Annotated in this window: 19 protein-coding genes and 2 tRNA genes; 13 read left to right on the forward strand and 8 right to left on the reverse strand. The window is 35.6% G+C overall.

All coding sequences use genetic code 11. From position 1 onward, the window contains the following. Positions 1-2: 2 nt before the first annotated feature. The 8 genes from ACQKKO_RS03980 to ACQKKO_RS04015 form a co-directional block, all read right to left on the reverse strand. The gene (locus ACQKKO_RS03980; RefSeq protein ID WP_498644541.1) at positions 3-1,154 is read right to left on the reverse strand and encodes a hypothetical protein; all 1,152 of its coding nucleotides are present in this window, start codon (positions 1,152-1,154) and stop codon (positions 3-5) included. Beyond that, positions 1,088-1,591, reverse strand: coding sequence for a hypothetical protein (locus ACQKKO_RS03985; RefSeq protein WP_498644543.1), 504 nt, complete (start codon positions 1,589-1,591; stop codon positions 1,088-1,090). Before ACQKKO_RS03985 ends, ACQKKO_RS03980 begins: the two co-directional genes overlap by 67 nt. Beyond that, complete coding sequence (locus ACQKKO_RS03990; protein WP_498644545.1) at positions 1,524-1,754, reverse strand: hypothetical protein; 231 nt, start codon at positions 1,752-1,754, stop codon at positions 1,524-1,526. The genes ACQKKO_RS03985 and ACQKKO_RS03990 overlap by 68 nt, the downstream gene beginning before the upstream one ends. Next, a complete protein-coding gene (locus ACQKKO_RS03995) occupies positions 1,754-2,164 on the reverse strand; it encodes a helix-turn-helix domain-containing protein (protein ID WP_498644547.1) in 411 nt (136 codons plus the stop codon). Before ACQKKO_RS03995 ends, ACQKKO_RS03990 begins: the two co-directional genes overlap by 1 nt. 265 nt (positions 2,165-2,429) lie before the next feature. Further along, entirely contained in the window at positions 2,430-2,966 is a 537-nt protein-coding gene (locus ACQKKO_RS04000; RefSeq protein WP_498644549.1) for a M23 family metallopeptidase, read from the reverse strand. A 177-nt stretch (positions 2,967-3,143) separates the two neighbouring features. Further along, a complete protein-coding gene (locus ACQKKO_RS04005; RefSeq protein ID WP_498644551.1) occupies positions 3,144-3,323 on the reverse strand; it encodes a hypothetical protein in 180 nt (59 codons plus the stop codon). A 56-nt stretch (positions 3,324-3,379) separates the two neighbouring features. Continuing rightward, positions 3,380-4,471, reverse strand: a complete 1,092-nt coding sequence (locus ACQKKO_RS04010) for an FtsZ/tubulin family protein (RefSeq protein WP_498644553.1) — start codon at positions 4,469-4,471, stop codon at positions 3,380-3,382. Then, the gene (locus ACQKKO_RS04015; protein WP_498644555.1) at positions 4,472-4,753 is read right to left on the reverse strand and encodes a hypothetical protein; all 282 of its coding nucleotides are present in this window, start codon (positions 4,751-4,753) and stop codon (positions 4,472-4,474) included. Positions 4,754-5,167: 414 nt separating this feature from the next. Between ACQKKO_RS04015 and ACQKKO_RS04020 the strand changes: the two genes are divergently transcribed. From ACQKKO_RS04020 to ACQKKO_RS04080, 13 genes are all read left to right on the forward strand, one after another. Next, positions 5,168-5,371, forward strand: coding sequence for a hypothetical protein (locus tag ACQKKO_RS04020; protein WP_498644556.1), 204 nt, complete (start codon positions 5,168-5,170; stop codon positions 5,369-5,371). Further along, positions 5,368-7,095, forward strand: a complete 1,728-nt coding sequence (locus ACQKKO_RS04025) for a hypothetical protein (protein ID WP_498644558.1) — start codon at positions 5,368-5,370, stop codon at positions 7,093-7,095. The genes ACQKKO_RS04020 and ACQKKO_RS04025 overlap by 4 nt, the downstream gene beginning before the upstream one ends. Positions 7,096-7,206: 111 nt before the next feature. Continuing rightward, positions 7,207-7,509 (forward strand): HU family DNA-binding protein, encoded by a 303-nt coding sequence (locus ACQKKO_RS04030; RefSeq protein ID WP_498644559.1) that lies wholly within the window; start codon positions 7,207-7,209, stop codon positions 7,507-7,509. 747 nt (positions 7,510-8,256) lie between these two features. Then, positions 8,257-8,330, forward strand: a tRNA-Trp gene (locus ACQKKO_RS04035). Position 8,331: 1 nt separating this feature from the next. Further along, positions 8,332-8,405: transfer RNA gene (locus ACQKKO_RS04040), tRNA-Cys, on the forward strand. 47 nt (positions 8,406-8,452) lie between these two features. After that, a complete protein-coding gene (locus ACQKKO_RS04045; protein ID WP_498644560.1) occupies positions 8,453-9,751 on the forward strand; it encodes a PhoH family protein in 1,299 nt (432 codons plus the stop codon). Positions 9,752-9,803: 52 nt separating this feature from the next. Further along, complete coding sequence (locus ACQKKO_RS04050) at positions 9,804-10,007, forward strand: YonK family protein (protein ID WP_498644561.1); 204 nt, start codon at positions 9,804-9,806, stop codon at positions 10,005-10,007. Positions 10,008-10,025: 18 nt separating this feature from the next. Next, positions 10,026-11,207: a hypothetical protein gene (locus ACQKKO_RS04055; protein ID WP_498644564.1), complete on the forward strand. Its 1,182-nt coding sequence runs from the start codon at positions 10,026-10,028 to the stop codon at positions 11,205-11,207. 42 nt (positions 11,208-11,249) lie between these two features. Then, positions 11,250-11,540 (forward strand): hypothetical protein, encoded by a 291-nt coding sequence (locus tag ACQKKO_RS04060; protein WP_498644566.1) that lies wholly within the window; start codon positions 11,250-11,252, stop codon positions 11,538-11,540. A 27-nt stretch (positions 11,541-11,567) separates the two neighbouring features. Next, on the forward strand, positions 11,568-11,843 hold the full coding sequence (locus ACQKKO_RS04065) for a hypothetical protein (protein ID WP_498644567.1): 276 nt from the start codon (positions 11,568-11,570) through the stop codon (positions 11,841-11,843). Beyond that, positions 11,843-12,244 (forward strand): hypothetical protein, encoded by a 402-nt coding sequence (locus ACQKKO_RS04070; RefSeq protein ID WP_498644569.1) that lies wholly within the window; start codon positions 11,843-11,845, stop codon positions 12,242-12,244. The genes ACQKKO_RS04065 and ACQKKO_RS04070 overlap by 1 nt, the downstream gene beginning before the upstream one ends. 96 nt (positions 12,245-12,340) lie before the next feature. Then, positions 12,341-13,198 (forward strand): YonG family phage-derived protein, encoded by an 858-nt coding sequence (locus ACQKKO_RS04075; RefSeq protein ID WP_498644571.1) that lies wholly within the window; start codon positions 12,341-12,343, stop codon positions 13,196-13,198. Continuing rightward, complete coding sequence (locus ACQKKO_RS04080; protein ID WP_498644573.1) at positions 13,198-14,937, forward strand: hypothetical protein; 1,740 nt, start codon at positions 13,198-13,200, stop codon at positions 14,935-14,937. The genes ACQKKO_RS04075 and ACQKKO_RS04080 overlap by 1 nt, the downstream gene beginning before the upstream one ends. Positions 14,938-14,950 lie beyond the last annotated feature (13 nt).

Genomic DNA, 14,950 nt, shown 5'->3' on the forward strand with positions numbered 1-14,950 from the left:
GATTATTTCCTCCTAAAACTCAGTCTTTTTAATGGATTAATCTTATTAAACGAATACATTCTAACTAGCTTACCAAACATATCTATTACAGTTGATTTATCTTCATCCATATATCTCCTAAGAAACATCGGTGGATTTCCTAGTCTGCTCAAACCTCCAATGATAACCATGAATTTAAGCAACAGTCCCCAACCGTCTACAACATCCTTAGTAGCGAACATAAACAATCCAATCATTGAAATGAAGAATGCATAAACAATTTGAACACCTGCGATTTTCTGGATTCCTTGCAACCACTGTCTGAATAAATGTTTAGTACCATCAAATACACTGGCCGATAATGCAAAAGGTGTAATTGAAGTCAAAGCTAATAAATCAAACCATCTGCGCCCATTTTGGAGTAAGACAGGTATTAGCATTGCTATAATTAACACATCAAATCCAACCAACGCCAGAGAATCTAGCCCACTCAATTGTGTCTTTGATAACACTGTATCTGGATCTATTTTGTAAGCTCCAAGACTTGAGATAGCCTTTGTTATCTGATTAAGTAAAGTAAATCCCTTCTCCAATAGAAACGGTGCAAAACCCATTCCAACAACTGCAAATACATAACGTTGAATCACTTTTGCAAAAGGAGTATGCTTCTTACCGACTATTTGTTTGATTGCATTGAAAATTGTTAAGCTAGTGAATACGCCTACAGATAAAAAAGTAAAATTCATCATATTAGTCTTAAAGAATTCGGATGTAAAAAAGAATGTAGGTGTCTGCAAGACAACATTAGTTATCGCTTCATAACACCACGAAAGTAATTTTAGGCTGTAATATGTGGTTTCTTCTCTTAGGTTGTTATAAACATCGATTATTTTTATAATCACTGATCCAATCTCATTCCATAATTCCATTGCCTTATTAAAATTTTCATTAAATGATAAGCCATCTGCTGTGCCACTGTGAGCATAAGGATTATTCATTACATTTCCTTTTTCCCATAAGCGCTCAGAGAGAGTTTTAGCTGAAGCCTTTGATGGAATTGCAAAGATTGATAATACTGCAAATGGAATACTTACCTTTTTTATTAAGCCTACATAGGAAGTTGAAAGTTTGTTGAGCTTCCTAATAAGAGGTTCGCTAGGTTCACAATTATCCAAACGATACTCGGAATGGCGAGAATTTGTGTTATCCCCTTTATGCTGTTTGAAGCAGTTTCCATTGCTTTCTCCGATTCCCTTCTCTTTGGATGGAAGTAGTACAGTCTGGTTGCAATTAACCAAACTACTCCCACCCCTAGCCCTAACATTGACAGAAATTGAGTGACTTCGATTACCACTTGTGCTGTTTCCACTTGAGTTGGCAACCCTGTTACGGTTGATGCATGAACTGCTTTTGTTGGCTGTAGGAAGGATAAGATTCCGATCTGAGTTGTCATCACTCCTAACATTAAATTTGATTTCACCTCCTCTCTCTTGTCGCTTGGTAAAAAATCTGCCTCTTTGTCTACTTCTCCTACCAAGAATGTACTACTCGGCTTCTTGTAATCTATGGAACTCTTCAAGTTCTTTCCTTGCATCTTCACTACTAATGTCATTTTTCTTACCTCCTCTTGATGTAGATACAGGTTTATCCTTATTTTTTCTCCATTCAAAATTGTGGTACTTTGAAACGCCCCATATTATAGAAGTTGAGCATCCAAATAATCCAGCTACTTTACATGCTGCAAACACTAATGAACCTGCTGTAATTGCTACCATCACTTTTCCTCCTCCCAATAGAAACATTTAGATATTGGTGGGTAATTTAAGACACCCCATATTAAAATGAACTTATCCATAGTCGGTTGGCTTTTGTTTTTAAAAATTGTACTCAAGGTGCTAACAGGTAAGTTGGTTAATTTGCTAATTTCGGTTAATCCAAGACCCTCTTCTTTGAAAATCTCAGAAAAATTATTTCTTAGTTTTCCTTTAACATCAGATTGATTAGTTAATGGATTGACTAAGCCTTGAAACTCTTCGACCTGTTTTGTGACTGCGCTGATAACAAATTGCTCTAAAGCCATTCTCTTGTCTTCGTTTTGCATTCGCTTCCTTGCATTTGAGTATTCAATAACCGACTTAATATCGTTAAATAATTCTGAAGGTATTTCAATTTCAACTTTTACCATGTATGACACCTCATTTTCTGTACATGCTATACCTAAGATATTAATTTGAGGTGAACAGTATGATATTTAGGCAAGGCGATAGATTAGATCAGCTTATCAATGAGATTATAGATAAAGGATCAAACAACAAAGGAGATAAGAAAAAATGAAACTTCCTATAATAAGACCGTTCGGTGGTTGGGACTTCCCAAGATATAAATGGGAAGATAAATTAGAAATGACCGATGATTATACAATCAACAAAACAGGATTGAGCAGAAAACAACTACAAAAAGTTTTGGATATATTGAGCGAAAACGGTGTGATTGATTAACAAGCATTTCATTTCACTAAAAATATAAATCAGATTTGCATTAATGTTGTTCCAATCGATATTCGACAATGATGATAAGAAATCATTAATTGAAGGTTTCTTGGCAATTAATTCATTCATGTGTTGGATATCGTTTATATAGATTGAGGGGTCAACAAAAGACCCTTCTTTTTTCAGTCCGAAGTGGAGATGCGCTCCTGTTGAAAAGCCCGTATTTCCTGAATAACCCAACAAGTCTCCTTGCTCTACTCTTTGTCCCTCCTGTACTGTAATTTTGCTCAAATGACCGTATATCGCTGTACAACCATCCTCCCATTTTACAAACACACCCTTTCCTAAGTTTTGATTTCCATAGTCCACTGTCTTCTCTATGATCCCTTGCTTTATTGATGGAATTTGAGTTCCGTTCTCCATTGAAAAATCGATTCCCGTATGAGGTTTCTGACGAAAACTTTCCTGATCTCCAAACCTTGAAGTTATTGACCACACGCTATCACTCCTATATTAGAAAAATTTTAGACTGAATCTATAAGATACATGTAAAAACAGCTAAATTAAGTGATTTCTTAGTTCCCACAAGCGGAACTTTGCAGGGAACCACGTTTGGGAACTAAGAAAAAGTAGTTCGGAACTTGGTGGGAACTTTGAAATTAGTATATTTACATATCAAAGTGACGGATTGAACCAAGGACTGCTTAACGGACTTGAGATTTTTACTTTAACCACTTTTCTTTTGAAGCTTGTTGCAACAGTCTGATTATCTGCTTCTAATTTAGTTGGGATTGCCAATCCTTTCGTTGCTAATTTCTTTCCTTCTGCTGTAAGATAAATTTTGATGTTTTTCATAATAAACTCTCCCTTTTGGTTTTGGATTTTTGTGGATACATGCGGATACTTGTAAATCATCTTTTGTATTGGCTCAATATCTCTGTATAACTCCTCTTTTTAGCTTTCTTTTTAGATGAAACTGGCATAATACCCGTAGCAATCTTTATATTTTCTAAATCATGATTAACTTCGTCTAATAGCGGCTGTTTAGATTCGATTAAACGATTAATTTGATGAAGTCTTTGATGATTAAAGCTAAGTCCGGTCAAAATAGTAGTGATTTTTTGAGTCTTATGAGGATAATACCCTTCAAATAATGCTAATGGCTTAGATGAAAAGCTATCTAAGCTATCAATTAGTGATGTAGACTCGATAAGCTGATCATTACCAGTAACGATTAACCCAACCTTTTGAAGATTATCGAATTTTATATCTGAGTAAATACCGTTATTCCATGAGTTTTTAATGGCCTCATTTAACCACTGCACTGAGAATTCTTCATTTACTAACTGAATATCGCCTATTGTTGCAAAACCAGTTGTCATAAATAATGATTTAAGGTCTTTAGAGTCGAGATTTGTGTAAGTTGATTTGTTAGATGTTGTATCAACAAGATATTTGAGTTGACTGATGAACTTCTGATTAATACTTTTGTAGGCGTTAGTCTTATGCCCAACTCCATGAATTGCTCTATTCTCAATAGGCAAGACACAGCAATCTAACTCATTAATGTCCTTAAGAGCATTAAAAGTATTAATCTGACTTACTAAAAATTCGTTCTCATCCGGTAAGATGGGGCAAGCTACAATTGCTTTATCTAGTAGCTCGTTGCTCAGAAGATCAATTAATACTGGACTGATGCCACTCCCCGAACCCCCACCAGTTGAGAACACTACAAAGATTACTTCTATAGAAGGTTTATCTAATCGCTGCTGAACAAAGTTGATGCAATTCTCCCAGTTGGACTCCATTAAAGACGTAGCTAAGTCTCTGTCCTTTCCCACTCCTTCTGATCCAAATAAACAAAGACGGTCATCTTCATCAATGTGGTTACATGCATTTAAATCTTTTGATGAGTAGTTAATTGCAATAGAAGGAAATCCACTCACTTTTGCTAAATCAGATATATTCGCTCCTGCCTGCCCTACACCTATAAAACCATACATTTACTCAACCTCCTCTTTTAATGACTCTCCTAACGCTCTCTGACCGTACTCAGTGATGTAAACACATTGTTCTTTTGATTGATGAATAACTTCAATAAATTGTTTTGCGCTTAGAGTCAGTAAGTTTTTTCTTGTTAATGCCTGCGTAAAGCTTAAAGCTTCTTTTATTACTCCTCTTCTTATTGCTTTAAACTTTGCATCAGCTTCGTTCTCCATCAAATATCCGAGCATAAGCAATTCATCATTATTAGTGTGTTTAACCAAATCGCTGAAAATGTTCATCCTCTCTTCTCCTTTCGTAAGTATCTGTAGGAATCCACCTGTATCCATTTGAATCTGTAAAGATTTTTGTAAATCCGTGTGGATTCTTGTGGATTTCTTTAGGCTTAATATAGATATATACATGATGCTTGCCTATGTTTACTGAGATTCGAAATTTATTTCGAGATGTCGAAGAATATCTTTTATTAAAAATATAAAATAAATATAGACAAGTTTTAGAGAAGGTGTTATATTTAATTCACACCCCACCAAGGTTGCTTGAAACAAAATGATGGAAGATAAATATAAAAATATAAAATAAAAAGGGAGGAAATGAGAGCTTAAACGAATAAGAAGCGATTCTTGCTAGTTACACATAGCTTTTGTGAATACATATTGAATAAAATTAAAAATATAAAAGGAGTTAATACATATTTGAGAAAACTGAACAAGGGTAAATTTAGAATTGAAGAGGTGATTGCATATTTAGAGGAAAAGATTATTGAGGGTTCTTCAACACAGATTCAAGATGAATGGTATGCAGATTATACATCAAGCGGAAAGTTCACAAGAGATAAAGTGCTGAGAGGACTCCTTGATGAAATGCATCAATTTTATAACGGGGAGGTTGCTTATTGAAAAGTATTCAAGTAGAGATCGATGAGTTTGTAGAGGAAAATGACTTATATACACAAGGGTATAGTAGCGTGTTTAGTGATAAGGATGGACATCCAGCCAAAGTAATGGTCAAAGTTAACGGTGAGTTAGATGTTGAAAGGCAATACTTTGTTAATAATACATATAACAGGCTAAAATTTGTTGATAATGAATGGCATTTTTTAAGATTTGATGATATTAAGCGTGACCACGATCCTTTCTACTCGGATACTGATGTTAACAAAGTTTACTCAGAAATTGTCATGAAATTAGACTATGAGCTTAAGTATGCAAAAGACCGAGTTGCATTGGTATCAACCCTAGTTGATGGTTGTAGTGATTGGATTTATAATTTGCTTTCAGACACTCGTATTATTGCAAAGGAGCATAAAAAGAAAAACAGTTTCTTAGCTGAGGATCAAAAGCCAGATAGTACATTTGCATTAGTCGTTGATTATATAAGTCATGCAAAATACATTGACGAAGAGCATGAAAAAAGTATATTGCTTGCAAAAGAAAAAGTAAAAAAAGAAAGCAAAAATATAAATATTTTGATCGAAGATGAAATCAACACCATTGCATCTCAAATTCAAGATTGGAATAGATACTCGGTTCGTGAAGACTTGAAGCGTAAGGGTAAAGATAACCTACAAGTCGGTAAAGACAGTCGTGTGGAATGGGTCGGTCATCTTGAACAATTAGAAGAAGACAAAAACTTTAAGAACCGTCTAATTAGAACTGAGGAAATTGTACACAGAGAGCAAAAGAAACGTAAACACTTTGCTTTTGAGAATCCTGATCCTGAATACTGGAAACATTTCTTTCCTAGTGAAAGAAAAGCTCTTATACCTTGGTTAGATGAAGATATACATAATGAGGAAAAGAATAAGTCTGTATTAGGCAGGAAGTTCCGTGAAGAAACGTATGATACAGCTAAAGAAACAGTTGATATGTATGCTAAAAAGCTTGGATACGGCATTAAAGACAGCGCTAAACGTAAGAAGTATCAAGAGCAGCTTATTAGAGATATTGGCCGCAAACAATATTCGTTAATTAAACGGACTTATAATGATTTAAAATATGATTTGAAGAATACAAGAGATTCATTAACTTGCGTGTTTGAGTTCAAAGGTTCTAATACTACTCACTACTCTTTATCAGAAGACACATGGTATGAGGATGAGAATGGTGAAGGTGTAGAACTTTCCAAGAACCATGTTACTTTAGATAATCCGAATACATATAAAGGTATCCTGCTAGAGTATAAGAACTTAAAGAAAAAATACGATGATAAATTTACAAGTGAGTTTTGGGCTTTACTAAGAGTATTTGAAGATGTTTATAGCAAAACGGAATTTACTGAGGAAGAGAAATTTGTGACCGGCTTACTAATTAATGATTACACTCAGACAGAAATAAGAGACTTTTTAGACACGTCTCCCCTACTATCTTCAATTGGAAGACAGCGTTTATCGAATATGATTAACAAGTCGATTCCAAATAAGTTAATGAACACTTACTTAGATTCAGTTGATGAATGGATTTATACATATAAATTAAAAGGAAAATATAAGAGATGCAAAAGATGTGAAGAAATTAAATTGATCAGCAATGACAGGTATTTTAGTGTTAAAAAAGACGCTAAAGATGGCTTTAAAACAGTTTGCAAAAAATGCTTAAATAAGCAAACTGTACAAAAAGCGTGAAAAAATGGTGTTTTAAAGCATATTATATGAAAGGTACATTTTATTTAAAAATATAAAATAAAAACAACCTCTCAAAAACTAATTTATGAGATAAAAGGAGAATGATTATATATGGCTACAACAAAAAAGGAAATTGCAGCAGAACTACGTGAGGTATTAGCAACAACAGGCTTGGAACTTAACAAAGGTGAGTCACAAACAGTCGTAAATTCAGTTTTCGACATTGTAACTGCTAAGATCAGTCAAGGTGAAAAGGTTCAAGTTTCAGGCTTAGGTGGATTTGAAGTAAATGATACTAAAGCCCGAAAAGGCAGAAATCCGCAGTCCGGAGAAGAAATTGAAATTGCAGCAAGTAAGCGTATTTCATATAAACCAGCCAAACCTCTTAAGGATGCTGTCAAAGCTTTAGTTTGATAGTAAAAATATAAACTTAATACATAAAAATGAATACTATATACACTCTCCCCTATCGATTCGAAGGCTTGCGTTTATATGCGGGCTATTGATGTAGATGAGACGGGGGATAAAATTTACACCATTGGGAGGCAAGGGTCATGCCCGAGTCCAAATATTCCATTTATGGGCGCTTATTTAGCAAGTCTATTTAAGCGTGTGTTGTCTTTTGGCGTTTCACCGCCATTAAGCGTGAGCGATATAATTGGCGTTTCGCTGCCATAAAAGCGAGCTTTAAAATTGTCTTACTGGTGTGCTAGACAATAAAGACGCAGACTATAAAATTATAAAATACCGTTAATTCGGCAATTGCAACAAGCAAGACATGTCATTAGATTCCTCGTTGAGAGGTCGCAATATCAAGCCGTAAGGGCAACTGATTTTAATCAACAAGGCGTAAGGCCAAATCGGTGCGGTTCATACGTATCGTGTGAGTTGCATCCTACAAAGTAAACACTAGTGATCAAGCTCAGATTCCTTACGAGGACTGAGCTACTTTGTACCGAAGACTCGTTTCACTATAGGAATGCGTCAATTAGCTAATTCTCATGAAACCTTAATTCGTGCGATGAGGCTTATCTAGTCATAAACATTATGACACCGGAAGTGTAATAACCACTTCATTTTCTATTAATAATTGCGGTGATGTCGCTTCGGCGCTCACTTAGGAGGAGTGGATGCGTCTGCTCCTCTTTTAATATTGTTTATGAGGGTTTCGTATAGTGGAAGTACAGTGGATTCCAAACCCATTAGCAGGCGTTCGATTCGTCTAGCCCTTGCCATGCTTCGCTACCCAAGTGGCTTAAGGGAACGGATTGCAAACCCGTTAATCACCAGTTCAAATCTGGTGCGAAGCTTTTAATATTGTTCATGAGGCTTTAATTGAGATAAAAGGAGAGAATGCATGAAGGCATTTATTTTGGACACTAATATTCTACTTTCAGATCCGAATGCTATAAATGCTTTCGGTGAAAATACGGTAATTATCCCTACTGTAGTTCTACAAGAATTAGACAGGAAGAAGAAACAAATGGATGAGATTGGCTTCAATGCTAGGCAAGTGGCTCGTAACTTAGAGATATTGCGCCAAAAAGGAAAGCTTAACGAATATGTTGATTTAGAGAATGGTGGACGGTTAAAAGTTATTGAACCTCCCTCCTCTTCGTCTGTTTATAGTAACTTTCTCGATAAAGAAGCTGATTCAAAGATTGTGGCTACTGCTAAAAGCTATAGAGACTCTTCCCCTTTTGAAGTAGTATTGGTTTCAAAAGATGTAAACGTTCGTATTAAAGCTGACGCTTCTGGTGTCCCTGCTGAAGATTATGAACATGATAAAGTTGTTAATTCCAAAGAAGAACATTACACAGGAATGAATATTTATGAGACTAATGCTGGTGAGATAGCTAAGTTTGTGAAATATGGAACAACTACTTTTAGCAGTGAACATGCGCTACCAAATGAATTTACAGTATTTAAAAATGGCTCACAGGAAGAATTGGGAATTGAAAGAGACGGTACAATCAAGCCTTTGTATAATTATAACTCTGTTGACCCTGTTTTCGGCTTACAGGCAAAGAACGTAGAACAACAAATGGCTTTAGAACTGCTTTTAGATGATAATATTCCACTAGTCACACTCACAGGAAAAGCAGGTACGGGTAAGACGCTTTTAAGTTTAGCTGCAGGGTTAAAGAAAAGTTTAGATGATGGTGTTTATAGAAAAGTAATTGTATCAAGACCAGTCGTTCCAATGGGAAAAGATATTGGCTATTTACCGGGTGAAAAAGAAGAAAAACTTAGACCTTGGATGCAACCAATATACGACAATCTTGAATATTTATTCGATTGTAATAGCGATGAAGAACTAGCTAAAGCAATGACAGGCTATGAAGATATGATCGAAGTTGAGGCTCTAACCTATATTCGTGGTCGCAGTATTCCTGAGCAGTTCTTTATTATTGATGAAGCTCAAAACTTAACCAAGCATGAGGTTAAAACGATCATCACTCGTGCAGGCGAAGGAACAAAGATTGTGCTTGTAGGAGATGTTAATCAAATTGATCACCCTTACTTAGATCAATTTTCGAATGGACTTACATACGTTATCGAGAAAATGAAACAACTTAAAGAGACAGGACATGTTTCTTTAACTAAAGGTGAACGTTCTAACTTGGCGCAATTGGCAGCTGATTTATTAAATTAATAGATACATTATTAAAAATATAAAATATAGATGAGATAAAAGGAGAGTTTTAATGGGCAAAAAAGCTGCGAGTAAAAAGGTGAATACTACTACTTTGAAAGGTCTTCTTAGCTTAGAAGATATGACTGTAATCGAGAACATCAATGATGAGGATACCCCATTTAGCTTAATCGATATCCTAAATGAGTACGCTGGTAAGGATGTTTCTATTACTATTAAAGAAGAAAACCCGCTTCCAACTAAGGACATGGATTAATTGCCTATGGGAGTAAACTTGAACCGGAAACCCGATGAATCATTAACAGACTATCAAATTCGTCTATATATGAATTTAGACAACTACGGTATCGATACACATAAAGCAACTGAGCTACTTAACAAAGATGCTGGTCAAACCTTTAGCGAATCAAAATGGCGTAAGGATTATGATCAGTATAAGCGCTGGAATGAATACATAGTTAGTAAGAATCTTGATGAAGAAGTTATGGCTAAATACGAAGAATCTAAATTACAAGCTGAGATTTCTAAAGTTCAAAACGCTGATCAAAAACGTGAGTACCGTAAGATGATTAGACATGAATCTAGATTCCAAGCAATAAAAAATGAATTAACAGAGTCTATTGCTGAACTTAAAAAGCATAAGCAAATTATACATAGCCTTCCCTCCGCTACATCTAGATCAACTAAAGAAGGACTTGTTTTATTTTCTGATTGGCATTATGGAATGGTTGTTGAAAGTCGCTTTAACACTTTTAACCAAGAAGTATTCACTAAGCGTGTAGAGAAACTTACTGCAAAGACAATTGAGTATGGAAAACAAAACAACATCCGTAAGCTACATGTAGCGCAGCTTGGAGATTTGTTGAGTGGAATTTTGCACGTTAGTACTCGTGTTCAATCTAATGAAGATATTATCAAGCAAGTAACTTATGTAACTGAAGTTCTTTCAGAAATTCTAGCTAAATTCGCTTCAGAATTTGAAGAAGTTACTCTATATAATGTTATCGGTAATCATGGTCGTACAATCTCTAACAAAAACGATGTTGGAATGAAAGAAAACTTTGAATATCTTATTCCTTGGTATATTCAAGCACGTCTGTCACATGTCTCTAATTTAGAAATTATTCAAGATGAAGACGGCCTAATTGAAGCAAGAATCATGGGTGAACATGTTGTTTTTGTTCACGGTAACTTTGATACAGTTGCTAATAGCGCTAAGGCAATCCCTCAAATGCTAGGTGTAACGCCAGCACATTTGTTCATGGGGCATATCCATCATAACGTTGAGAAAGAACACGGTACAATGACCGTAACTGTTAATTCGTCTTTAATTGGCGTAGATGATCATGCTATTTCAAAGCGTCTCTATTCTAAGCCTGCTCAAAAGATGATTATTTTTGATGAACACGAAGGTGCAGAAAATACATACTTAATTAAATTACATAACGTGGGATGATGATACGTCATCCTCTCCCCTCCCCTTGGAGGTTTTATTTTAATGGATATTAATTATGAAGATATCAATTTCTTAATGATTGACGAACGCATAGAGACACCTAAAGAAATAGTTGAAGACTTTATGGAAATTATCAAAACAATCAAAGATGATGACGAAGAAACATTACGTCATATCCTTGTTGATTTCTTTGATGAGGTTTCAGCTTGGAATCAAAAAGATATGTGGATTCAACTTACTAAAATGTGTATGGGCAATGTCGCTGCTTTAGAAACTGAAGGCATTGATTCAGTTCATGATTACTATGACGAAGAAATTGAAGAAGATGAGTAACAAATAAACTAAAAAGGATTTGATCATATGAGAGGCAATGGGTTTCTAGGCAGCGAAAGCCTACAGACCAGTGTAGCCAATCAAGAAATTCTACCTCCCTCCCCTTCTAATTGGACTTATCGTAGACGCTTTAACAAGTTGAGCTTGATGAACGATCAAGACTGCACACTTGTGATTAACAATCAAAAAGGCATCTTTCTAAGAGAAGGTCAGGGATTTAATGTTGAGCAATCTGACACTCCAGTATCTTCTCTTAAAATCGTAGAAGATGGCATTACCTTCAACTGGATAGGTGGTTGGTAATGAGCTTCTTTATGAATAAACCAGTTAAGAAGTTAGAGCTAAAAGATGAAGTCTTAACTAAAGAACAACTACAAGCAATTATTGCAGAATTAGTTCACACAGATGAACAGTTAAAAGCTTTGTTTTCAGAGATGCTAGAGTCTGAGGAAATGTTAACTACAACTAATGGGATGGTTAATGAGCTTAAAGATAAGACAAGTAGGATGCATCGAGTTTCAATGTCGGGCGATTACAATGATTTGCTTAACTTGCCTACAATTAAAGAGCCTCCTAAGAAGACAAGTGACCTAGAGAATGATAAGAAGTATGCTACAACTGCAGAAGTTGATTTAGCGGTTAAATTAGGTTTAGAGCCACTAACTGGACAATTAAAGAAGTTGTTACCGGGATTAAAGATATAAAAGTTGCATTTTAACGAGAAGTATTTCAGAGAGACTGAGCTTATCGGTCTCTTTAATAATACCTCTTACACAAATAAATTAGAGATGAGGTGTTAAATGGAGAACAAGACATGTATTAGATGCTTGAAACCTAAAAATCCAACCATAGGGTTTTATTTGGCAAGCAACACTAAGATGTTTGCTGATGGAAGAACTCCCGTTTGCAAAGATTGTATCAAAGAAAGAATGCTGACAGATAATCTAGAAGATAAATACGAAGTATTAAGAATTATAGATAAGCCTTTTATGACTGATTTATGGAAAATCGCTGTTGATTCTGATGTAGCCACAGTTGGTAAATACTTCTCCTTAATAGGCAAGGTCGATACCAGAGACCTGACTTGGAAACATAGCATTCTCGATGTTAAAGCTGAATTAGGAAAAGATGACTCGTCTAAGAACCTCATTGATAAATGGGGCGAAGGATTTACCGCAGAAGAGTACCGTTCTTTTGAAAAGAAATACCAACTCCTTATTAATAACTACTCCGAAAAAACCGCAATGCACACTGAAGCTCTTTTCACCTATATTCGTTACAAAGTTAAAGCAGAGTTAGCCACGGCTAGAGGTGAAGTCAAGGAAGCTAAAGAATGGGGAGCTTTATCCGAGAAAGCTGCAACTGCTGCTAAGATTAACCCTTCTCAGTTTTCTAAAGCAGATTTATCTGATGGTCTCGATTCAGTTGGTCAGATAGTAAGAGCTACGGAACAGCATGAAGATATCATCCCCATCCTCCCTCAATTTAAATCCAGACCACAAGATAAGGTCGACTTTAACCTATGGTGTTATATCAATTACGTTAGAGATTTGCAAGGACTCCCACTAGTTGAATACGAAGACGTTTACGCATTTTATGACCAGCGTAAGAAAGAATATGCACAAAATAACTCTGATGTTGATGAGAGTGAATTATAATGAGTTTTCAAACTGATAACGCTAAACATACTAAAGATAGATACGATATTTATAACCCCTCTTTCAACCCCACAGTAAGCTCCAAAGGTGATAAGGAACAAGATAATTTCACTAAGAACATAAGTAAGTACATTGATTTTGTATCATGGGCTAGATGGAATCCTGATTTATTCTTTGATTTAGTAACTCCTGAAACGGGCGGAATCAAATTAGACTTAGATCAACGTTTATTTCTTAGATGCATAGCTAGATTTATATCAAATTACGGTGTGTTTCCTCGTGGATACGGTAAGACTTACCTAGAATTTCTTGCCATGGTTCATGCAGCAATCTTCTATCCAGACATTGACATAAGTATGACTGCTCAAACAAGGGAAAATGCTGCAAAACTAGTGTCTGAGAAGTGGCGTGAAGTCGAAAAACACTTTCCTCTATTAAAAAAAGAAGTAGTTAAATTCACTTCTTCTAAAGATACTGTGGAGTTGGTGTTTACCTCCGGGGGTCGCTTGGATGTGCTTGCAAATCAGCAATCGACAAAAGGGGCACGTAGAAAGAGGCTAAATATTGAGGAGTCCGCTCTATTAAATAACGCATTATATCAAGATGTATTAGAGCCAATAGTCAACGTACCTAGAAGAACAATAGGGAAAGAAGCATTAATTAATCCTGAAGAGCTTAATGGGCAGGTTAACTTCTTTACTACAAGTTGGTTCAGAGGTACAGATGAATTCGAACGTAATTTAAAAATGGTTGACGATATGGCTAACTTAAGAGGATCAATTGTTATAGGTTCAGATTGGCAGCTTGCTGTAAACTACGGTCGTGGAGAGCCTAAATCAAAAATACTTGATAAGAAAAGTAAATTATCAAAAGTATTCTTTGATATGAACTACGCAAGTAAATGGGTTGGTGCTGCTGACGGAGCGATGGTTGATATTAATAAGGTAATGGATTTAAGAGTGCTTAACCAGCCTGATCTTAAGCCACAAAAAGGCTATAGTTATATGGTAATCATGGACGTAGCCCGTAGTACAAGTGACGCTAACAACCAATCATCTATCGCTGTTCTTAAGTATAAGCGAACTAAGAAAGGCACTATTAATAATATAAAAGTAGCTAACTTATTCAACTTACCTAACGGGCTTAACTTTAGTGCTCAGACAGTTCACCTAAAAAAAGTGACTAACCACTACGATGCTAAAGTTGTTGTTGTCGATGTTAACGGACTCGGCGGAGCGATCAGAGATGAATGTTTAAAAGAAACCATTGATCCTGATACGGGAGAAAGCTTAGGTTGTTGGGACACCATCAACACTGATGATGAGCCTGATGAAGAAGATGCTAAAGGAATTCTTTATGCATTAACTGCTCAAGGTAAAAACCACGAAATAATACTCGCTTTTATAGACTCCATTGAAAGTAAAAAGCTTCAGTTGTTAGATAAGAAATCTAATTCGGATTATGACGCTGAAGACAATGAGAACTTCGAAGCTATGATTCTCCCCCACTTACAAACTGATCGCCTTCTCGAAGAGATAGCTAACCTAAAGCTAAAGACTACTCAAAATGGTAAGTATACAGTTGAACAAGTATCTAAACGGATTGATAAGGATAGATACTCTGCTTTGGCAATGGGTATATGGTACATCAAAGAATTTGAAGATAAGTTAGAAAAAGAAGTTCAAAAATTTAACCCTTCTCAACTTTTCTTGTTTAAGAAACCTGTTATTAGAAGGTAGTTGGAAAGGAGTA

It is taken from the genome of Alkalihalobacillus sp. NPDC127517 (assembly GCF_050276055.1).
Classification (GTDB): domain Bacteria; phylum Bacillota; class Bacilli; order Bacillales; family Bacillaceae_D; genus Alkalicoccobacillus.

Excerpts from the sequence above, each read along its gene's own strand:
- ACQKKO_RS04005 (WP_498644551.1), bottom strand. The coding sequence starts at position 3,323 with ATGAAAAACATCAAAATTTATCTTACAGCAGAAGGAAAGAAATTAGCA.
- ACQKKO_RS03995 (WP_498644547.1), bottom strand. The coding sequence starts at position 2,164 with ATGGTAAAAGTTGAAATTGAAATACCTTCAGAATTATTTAACGATATT.
- ACQKKO_RS04010 (WP_498644553.1), bottom strand. The coding sequence starts at position 4,471 with ATGTATGGTTTTATAGGTGTAGGGCAGGCAGGAGCGAATATATCTGAT.
- ACQKKO_RS04070 (WP_498644569.1), top strand. The coding sequence starts at position 11,843 with ATGAGCTTCTTTATGAATAAACCAGTTAAGAAGTTAGAGCTAAAAGAT.
- ACQKKO_RS04050 (WP_498644561.1), top strand. The coding sequence starts at position 9,804 with ATGGGCAAAAAAGCTGCGAGTAAAAAGGTGAATACTACTACTTTGAAA.
- ACQKKO_RS04080 (WP_498644573.1), top strand. The coding sequence starts at position 13,198 with ATGAGTTTTCAAACTGATAACGCTAAACATACTAAAGATAGATACGAT.
- ACQKKO_RS04030 (WP_498644559.1), top strand. The coding sequence starts at position 7,207 with ATGGCTACAACAAAAAAGGAAATTGCAGCAGAACTACGTGAGGTATTA.
- ACQKKO_RS04015 (WP_498644555.1), bottom strand. The coding sequence starts at position 4,753 with ATGAACATTTTCAGCGATTTGGTTAAACACACTAATAATGATGAATTG.
- ACQKKO_RS04065 (WP_498644567.1), top strand. The coding sequence starts at position 11,568 with ATGAGAGGCAATGGGTTTCTAGGCAGCGAAAGCCTACAGACCAGTGTA.
- ACQKKO_RS03990 (WP_498644545.1), bottom strand. The coding sequence starts at position 1,754 with ATGGTAGCAATTACAGCAGGTTCATTAGTGTTTGCAGCATGTAAAGTA.
- ACQKKO_RS04060 (WP_498644566.1), top strand. The coding sequence starts at position 11,250 with ATGGATATTAATTATGAAGATATCAATTTCTTAATGATTGACGAACGC.
- ACQKKO_RS04075 (WP_498644571.1), top strand. The coding sequence starts at position 12,341 with ATGGAGAACAAGACATGTATTAGATGCTTGAAACCTAAAAATCCAACC.
- ACQKKO_RS03985 (WP_498644543.1), bottom strand. The coding sequence starts at position 1,591 with ATGACATTAGTAGTGAAGATGCAAGGAAAGAACTTGAAGAGTTCCATA.
- ACQKKO_RS04045 (WP_498644560.1), top strand. The coding sequence starts at position 8,453 with ATGAAGGCATTTATTTTGGACACTAATATTCTACTTTCAGATCCGAAT.